The sequence below is a fragment of the Thalassospira sp. UBA1131 genome (assembly GCF_002311515.1).
In the GTDB taxonomy this organism is placed as follows: domain Bacteria; phylum Pseudomonadota; class Alphaproteobacteria; order Rhodospirillales; family Thalassospiraceae; genus Thalassospira.
In genome coordinates, this window is the sequence record NZ_DCAO01000073.1 from 1 (window position 1) to 7,447 (window position 7,447).

At 55.7% G+C, this 7,447-nt stretch carries 5 protein-coding genes and 2 pseudogenes; 6 read left to right on the plus strand and 1 reads right to left on the minus strand.

Translation table 11 applies throughout. The features are described from left to right. Nucleotides 1-582: NADPH-dependent FMN reductase (locus tag B3Z49_RS11680; RefSeq protein WP_296990985.1), on the minus strand; the 582-nt coding region annotated here is incomplete at its 3' end. Nucleotides 583-696: 114 nt separating this feature from the next. On the opposite strand from B3Z49_RS11680, the gene B3Z49_RS22090 reads away from it, so the two are divergent. The 6 genes and pseudogenes from B3Z49_RS22090 to B3Z49_RS11705 all read left to right on the plus strand — a co-directional run. Further along, nucleotides 697-960, plus strand: coding sequence for a MerR family DNA-binding transcriptional regulator (locus tag B3Z49_RS22090; RefSeq protein ID WP_414716254.1), 264 nt, complete (start codon nucleotides 697-699; stop codon nucleotides 958-960). A 12-nt stretch (nucleotides 961-972) separates the two neighbouring features. After that, a pseudogene (locus tag B3Z49_RS22095) lies at nucleotides 973-1,158 on the plus strand (redox-sensitive transcriptional activator SoxR); the annotation flags it as partial. A 157-nt stretch (nucleotides 1,159-1,315) separates the two neighbouring features. Then, nucleotides 1,316-4,228 (plus strand): helicase-related protein, encoded by a 2,913-nt coding sequence (locus tag B3Z49_RS11690; RefSeq protein WP_296990987.1) that lies wholly within the window; start codon nucleotides 1,316-1,318, stop codon nucleotides 4,226-4,228. 112 nt (nucleotides 4,229-4,340) lie between these two features. Then, complete coding sequence (locus B3Z49_RS11695) at nucleotides 4,341-4,748, plus strand: RNA-binding S4 domain-containing protein (RefSeq protein WP_296990988.1); 408 nt, start codon at nucleotides 4,341-4,343, stop codon at nucleotides 4,746-4,748. Nucleotides 4,749-4,947: 199 nt separating this feature from the next. Continuing rightward, nucleotides 4,948-6,669 (plus strand): peptidase domain-containing ABC transporter, encoded by a 1,722-nt coding sequence (locus tag B3Z49_RS11700; RefSeq protein ID WP_296990989.1) that lies wholly within the window; start codon nucleotides 4,948-4,950, stop codon nucleotides 6,667-6,669. Further along, nucleotides 6,666-7,447: pseudogene (locus B3Z49_RS11705) on the plus strand (peptidase domain-containing ABC transporter); the annotation flags it as partial. The gene B3Z49_RS11700 and the pseudogene B3Z49_RS11705, both read left to right, overlap by 4 nt.

Below are 7,447 nucleotides of genomic sequence, written 5' to 3' on the forward strand. Positions count from 1 at the left end.
AATCGCCTCAAGAAGATGGTGTTTGCTTTGCGGGTAACGCGCATCGCGCAGTGCGCCAGCCCACCATTTGAAATCGGTCATCATGTGATGAAGGGCGTTATTCGTACCTTCGAGGTCTATTGGGCGACCGGTATCATCGAACTTGTCCCAGGCTTGGGCAAAGCTTATGACATCGCGCATGGTCACCGCATGCAATTCGGCAAAGACAAGACGTAGCTGTTCAACAGCGCGCAGACCACCTGACATTCCGCCATAGGATACAAACCCGACGGGTTTGCGTTTCCATTGTTGCTTGGCGGCATCGATCAGAAGCTTTAGCTCGCCGGTAAAGCTGTGATTGTATTCCGGGGTAACGACGATAAAACCATCGGCCTCAGTCAGGGCATTATGAAGGTGCGCGACCGCAGGGTGATCAGCGCCAACATGGGCCGCCGGTAGGTTCAAAACAGCGGGATCAATCGTATCAACAGAAAGCTCGTGATCCGATTTTAGGGTTTCAACGACCCAGGTCCCGACCGTATCGCAAAAGCGACCTTCACGCGCACTGCCAAAGATGACGGCGATATTAAATGTCTCTTTCACGGCGTTCTCTCCTTGTCAATTTCGCTTCAATGAGTAAGGTTCTAAAACCTCAACTAATGTTAAGGTCAAGCGCGTTTTGGAACTTTTTCAAAGCTGGCAAGGGAAACAGGAAAAATGGCAGAAAAAGGCGTGTTGCAGCGCTATCTGAGCGTTGGAGAAGTCGCAAGTCGTTGCGGTATTGCCGTTTCGGCGGTGCATTTTTATGAACGCAAAGGTTTGATCAGCTCGATCCGGACCGACGGCAACCAGCGCCGTTTTCATCGCGGCGTGTTGCGCAAGCTCGCCATCATCAAGGTCGCGCAGAAAACCGGTATTCCGCTCTCGGAAATCGGTGCGGCGCTCGATAAGCTGCCCCCCAATACCGTGCCGACCATCTAAGACTGGGAAAAGCTCTCATCGCAATGGCGCGATGATTTGAATGAACGCATCGAACAATTGACCCGTTTGCGTGATCAGCTGGGCAAATGCATCGGTTGTGGTTGCCTGTCGATTTCCGCATGCCCGCTATACAACCCTGGAGACACGCTTGGCAGTGATGGCCCGGGGGCCAGATTGCTTGAACTCAAGGAAGAATAGGCGGGTTTGCGTGGTATCAGTGGTTTGGGCCGCGATACGCCAGTTTGACGCGCCTTGCGACGGCAGGCAGAAAGCTTGACATGGTGCTGGTTCGCGTGTTGAAAGGCCCAATGATTGCGATGGCCCGGATCATTGGGCTGTCGATTGGAAAAGTTTGATGCAGATTTCAACCCGAACCGGTCCTCGTATCCTTGCCATATTGGGGCCGACCAACACCGGCAAGACCCATCTCGCCATGGAACGGATGTTGGCACACACGACCGGGATGATCGGGTTCCCGCTCAGACTTCTGGCGCGCGAAAACTATGACCGCGCAGTCGCCAAGGTCGGCAAGGGCGCGGTGGCATTGATCACCGGCGAAGAACGTATTCTTCCGAAAACAGCGCGTTATTTCCTGTGCACGGTCGAGGCCATGCCGGTCGCCAAGCAGGTCGATTTCCTGGCGATTGATGAAATCCAGATGTGTGCCGACCCGGAACGTGGTCACGTCTTTACCGACCGGCTTTTGCATGCGCGCGGACGCCATGAAACCATGTTCATGGGGGCGGAAACCATTCGTCCGGTGATCCGCAAGCTGGTTGATAATGTCGAATTTGATCGCCGGGAGCGGTTTTCGACTCTGACCTATAACGGGGCGAAGAAAATCCAGCGCCTGCCGTCCCAGTCGGCGGTAGTCACGTTTTCAGCCCAGGAAGTTTATGCCGTTGCCGAATTGGTGCGCCGTCAAAAGGGTGGGGCTGCCGTGGTGCTTGGCGCGCTGAGCCCGCGCACGCGTAACGCCCAGGTCGAGATGTTCCAGAATGGCGAGGTCGAACATCTGATTGCCACCGATGCAATCGGCATGGGGTTGAACCTTGATCTCAACCACGTGGCCTTTGCCGCGATGACCAAGTTTGACGGCAAGTTCAATCGTGGCCTGACCGCGGCTGAAACCGCCCAGATTGCTGGTCGTGCCGGACGTCACATGAATGATGGCACGTTCGGGGTGACGGGAAACCTGTCGGGGATCGATCCCGACATTATCGAACAGATCGAAGAGCACGAGTTCGAGCCGCTTGCAAAAGTGTTCTGGCGTAATGCGCGGCTTGATTTCCGAACTGTCGGTGCGCTTCAGAAATCGCTGCGCAAACGTTCGGACGATCCGAGCCTTATTTTGGCGCGCGAACCGGTTGATGAGATCATGCTCGATCATCTGGCACGCAACGAGGACGTCGCGCGCATCGCAACCGCCCCGGATCGGGTGCAATTATTGTGGGAAATCTGCCAGATTCCCGACTTCAGAAATATCCATACCGATGCCCATCCGAGGCTGCTAACATCTATCTATCGCTATCTTGCGAAACCCGGAAGCAAACTGCCCATTGATTGGTTGGGCGAACAAATCTTGCGTCTGGATCGTTATGATGGTGATATTGACCAGTTGTCATCACGTTTGGCAGGTATTCGCGTCTGGACATATGTATCGCATAAGCATCACTGGCTCGAAGATGCCAATCATTGGCAGGAACGCACGCGGGCCATTGAGGACAAGCTCTCAGATGTGCTACATGAACGCCTGACCCAAAGGTTCGTTGACAGACGGACCTCGGTTTTATTGAAAAGTCTCAAGGACAAGTCTGAACTCATGTCTACCATCACTGCGAATGGTGAAGTACAGGTCGAAGGTGAATTTGTCGGCCGTCTTGACGGATTCCGTTTCATTGCTGATGAAACCGATGCTGCTTTTGAAGGCAAGGCGATTGCCAGTGCCGCACGTCGCGCGTTGACCGGCGAAATCGCCCAACGTGTCAAACAACTTGAAACTGACGAAGACGACAAGTTCGCAGTAAACGGCCAGCTTCAGGTGCTGTGGAACGGTTCGCCGGTTGGTGTGCTGAAAAAAGGTGACACGGTTCTGTCGCCCGAAGTTCAGGTCATCGACAGCGAGTTCTTTGACGGTCCGACCCGCGAACGGGTACGTACCCGTCTGCAGAATTTCATCAATTCCCATATCGAAACGCGCCTTAAAATGCTGACCCGCCTGCGCGACTGTCAGCTGTCCGGGCCGATTCGCGGACTTTTGTTCCAGTTGAACGAAGGTCTGGGCTGTGTGCCGCGTTCGGAACTCGAAAGTCTGGTCAAGGACTTGTCGGACGAAGACCGCAAGGCACTTGCCAAACTTGGCGTGCGTCTGGGTGTTGAAACCGTCCATGTGCTTGATGCGCTCAAACCGGACCCGGTTGAGCTGCGCGGCATTCTGTGGGCGGTTGCACGCGAACTTGATGCCCTTCCGGAACTGCCGCCGGCAGGCCGGACCTCGGTCCCCAATGACCGTGCGAATTCCAAGGGCTTCTATCTGGCTGCCGGTTACATGCCGGTTGGCCCGCTTGCAGCGCGTGTTGATATGCTGGAACGTTTTGCCGCCCTTCTGCGTCAGAAGGCGCGTGAAAACGATGGCAAGGTGCGTCCGGATCCTGATCTGCTGTCGCTTTTGGGTTGCACGGTCGAACAGGCCGAAGGTGTGTTTACCGCACTTGGCTGGCGCGCCGAGGTAACCAAGGTCAAGAAATCCGAGCTTGAAGCCAAGGAAGCCGAGAAAAAGGCCGAAGAAGCTGCCAAGGGGACCAAACCTGAAGCGGAAAAAGCCGAAGCCGAAACTTCTGATGCCACTGCAACCGAAGCCAAGGCTGATGCCCCGGCTGAGGAAGCTGCACCGTTTGAAGCAAAGGCAGAACCGGCAGAGGTTGCTGCGGATGCGTCTGCCGAAGCAACTTCGGAAACGCCGGCGGTTGAAACCGACGCCGATGGTGACGAACTGGTCGAAGTCAAATACTTCGTCCGTGTTGATCGTCGCAAACGCGGTGGCGGACAAAACCGTGGTGGTCAGCGTGGCCCGCGTCAGGAAGCCCGTGGTGGCGGCAAAGGTGGCCCGAAAGGCAAGGGCGGCAATCGTCCGAACCAGGGCGGTGGCAAAGGTGGCCGTGGTGGCAAACCGGGCGGTGGTCGCAATCAGGCCCCGGAAAAAGCCAACCAGATCAATGAAGATTCGCCGTTTGCCAAGCTTAAGGAAATGCTTGAAGCCAAGGGCTGATCGTTTCAGATATCATGTATCGAGCGGCGACCCTTGTGGGTCGCCGTTCTGCTTTCCAACTGTATAATATCCCGTTTGTACAATATCCGTTGATTTCAGGAAATCGGTGGCCGTGAAGGAACAGGCAGAGAAGCTTCGTATTGATAAATGGCTTTGGCATGCGCGGTTTTACAAAACCAGATCGCTTGCCAGCAAGGCTTGCCAAGCCGGGCATATTGTTCTGAATGGTCAGTCGGTTTCCAAGGCCAGCGTCACGGTGGTTGCCGGTGATCGCCTGCAGTTCTTTCAGGGGGCGCACCTGCGCGTTGTCGAGGTTGTCGCCCTTGGTGAGCGACGCGGCCCAGCGCCCGAGGCCCAGGCGCTTTATGCCGATCATTCCCCGCCGCGAACACCCAAAAAAGAAGTGGCTTCGGATATCCGTACCGCACCGGTGGCCGAACGCGAAGCGGGGGCAGGGCGCCCGACAAAAGCCGAGCGACGAGCACTTGATCGTTTGCGCGGTGACGGCAGTATTGAATAACATGTCTTGGTATTGCTAATATTCAGTCCCTAGCTGATCCGTGACCGGCTGTTTCGGGTAAGACAGATCACATCAGGTTGTATTTTCTCCACGATTTTCTTGCTTTGGATGGGGTGATCCGGTATGCATCCTATCTCATTGTATACGTCCCCTACTTTGGGGTGGTAGGTTTTGTGGAAATCTGGAGCTCGCCTGCGTGATGAGACGTCGGTCTCGATTGAATATCGGTACATTGTCGCACTTGCGCACCGGCCGTTTCGCACTGTTGATCACAGCGTTGGTGATCAACCTGCTGACGCTTGCGCTGCCGATTGCCCTTTTGCAGGTCTATGACCGGGTCCTGCCGCACAGTTCCATTCCGACACTGACCCTTTTGATTTTCGGGGTGCTGGGGGCGCTTGTGCTTGAGGCGATCCTGCGTCTTGGCCGGGCTTATATCTCCTCGCTCTCGGCGGCGAAGTTTGAACATTACAGTTCCCAGCAGGCGGTTGGACATTTGCTGTCGGCAAGCTTGACCGACTATGGCAAAACCGCACCAGGTCTTCATCTGCAGCGCCTTAACAGCCTGAATATGCTGCGCGACTTCTATTCCGGGCAGGCAATTGGTGCGGTTGTCGATCTGCCGTTCATTGTTTTGTTCCTAGCCCTGATTGCCGTGATTGGCGGTCAATTGGTGCTTGTGCCGCTTGGTATTCTTCTGGCGTTCTTTTTGACTGCGGTGTTTTTGGGGCATCAATTGCGGGGCGCACTTGATGATCGTAGCCAGTCCGATGAACGTCGCTATAACTTTATCATCGAAACCCTGACCGGTATTCACACCATCAAATCGATGGCGATGGAAAACCTGATGATCCGCCGTCATGATCAGCTCCAGGCACAATGTTCGGGTGATGATCTGCGGGCCGCACGTTCGGCCCACACAGCGGTCAATGCCAGCGCGACCTTTTCGATGCTGACCATGGTGCTGGTGGCTTCTGTCGGTAGTGTTTTTGTGATCAACGGGACTTTGACGGTCGGTGGGCTTGCTGCCTGCACGATGTTGTCGGGCCGTTCGATCCAGCCGCTTCAGCGTGCCATGACCCTGTGGACGCAATTCCAGAACATTCGCGTTGCGCGCCAACGGGTCAACGAGCTGTTTGAAATCGAAGAAGAAGACCAGCTTGGGGCCGCGGAAATGCCGTTGCTTGATGGCAAGATCGAGTTGCGCAATGTCGCGTTTTCCCATGCGGATGGCAAAAAGATCTTCGAAAACCTTGATCTGGTCGTGGAGCCGGGCGATTCCATCGCCATTACCGGCGACAACGGCACCGGCAAAACCACACTTTTGTGGCTTCTGATGGGGGCCTTGCGCCCGGATCGGGGTGAAGTGCTTTTGGATGGCAAGGACCCGGCCGATTACACCGCCGAATCCACCCGTCGCCAAATCGCCTATTTGCCGCAGCATGGCGTGATGTTCAAAGGCACCATCCTTGAAAACATCACCGGGTTTCGCAAGGAAATCGGTGTTGACCGCGTGATCGAGATTTCGCGGCGTCTGGGGCTTGATGACATCGTTATGCGCATGCCCGAAGGCTATGACACCGAAGTTGGTGGTCAGGCGTCCGAGACCTTGCCGCGCGGTGTAAAACAGCGCATCGCGGTTGCGCGCGCCCTGATTGATTACCCGCGCATTGTCCTGTTTGACGAAGCCAACAGTTCGCTTGATATGGCGGGCGACAACATCATGACCAGCCTGATGGTGGAGCTTAAAAAGCACTGCACGCTGGTGATGGTGTCACATCGCCCGTCCCTGATTTCCATGGCCAACAAGCAATACCGTCTGATCGACAAGCATCTTGTGCCTGTTTTGCGCCGCACGAATAAAACTGTCGAGGCTGCCAAAAATACCGGCACCCGGGCAGCAGCGGGGTCGAAGGCATGATGAAAAAGCTCGAAAACATGGACTATGCGATGAATTATCGGATGGGGCTGGAAAGCACCGATGCGCTGTCCGATTTCGACGCATGTGTCTGGCCGCTGCTTCAGGCCTTGGGATGGCGCGGATTGCCGCGTCAGGTCGCCGAGGCCCTGCCACATATGGATCAGGCACTTGATCTGACCGATTTCCGCAATGTCATGGCGCATCTGAACTATCAGTCGCGCGAAATTGACGCGACGCTTGACCTGATCGACGAACGCCTGATGCCGTGCCTGTTTGTCCCGGACGAGGGAACGGCCCTTGTCGTGATCCGGCCCGAAGAAAACGGTGTGCGCGTCTTTGACGGTGGCACGGATCGGGAAATGGTCATCAGGCTGTCGGCCCTTCCGGGCAAGATCTATCAGTTCTCGGCGGCGGATCGTCGTGAACGTTATCTGGAAGATGATAAGCGCGGCTGGTTTGGGGGGATTGCCGACCGGTTTTCGGGGCTGCTTCATCAGTTGCTGGCGATGACGTTTGTTTTGAACATCCTGGCACTGGCAACCCCGATTTTCGTCATGGGCATCTATGACCGGGTCATCGGCACGCGGTCGATCCCGATGTTGATCCAGTTTTCCATCGGGATTGGCATCGTCCTGATCCTGAGCTGGGTTTTGCGCACACTTCGCAGTCAGATCGTCAGCCACTTTGGTGCGCGCCTTGATACGCTTGTCAGCGGTGCCATTTTTGAACGGCTATTGTCCTTGCCGCCGGCCTTCACCGAACGTGCCCCGGTGGGGGT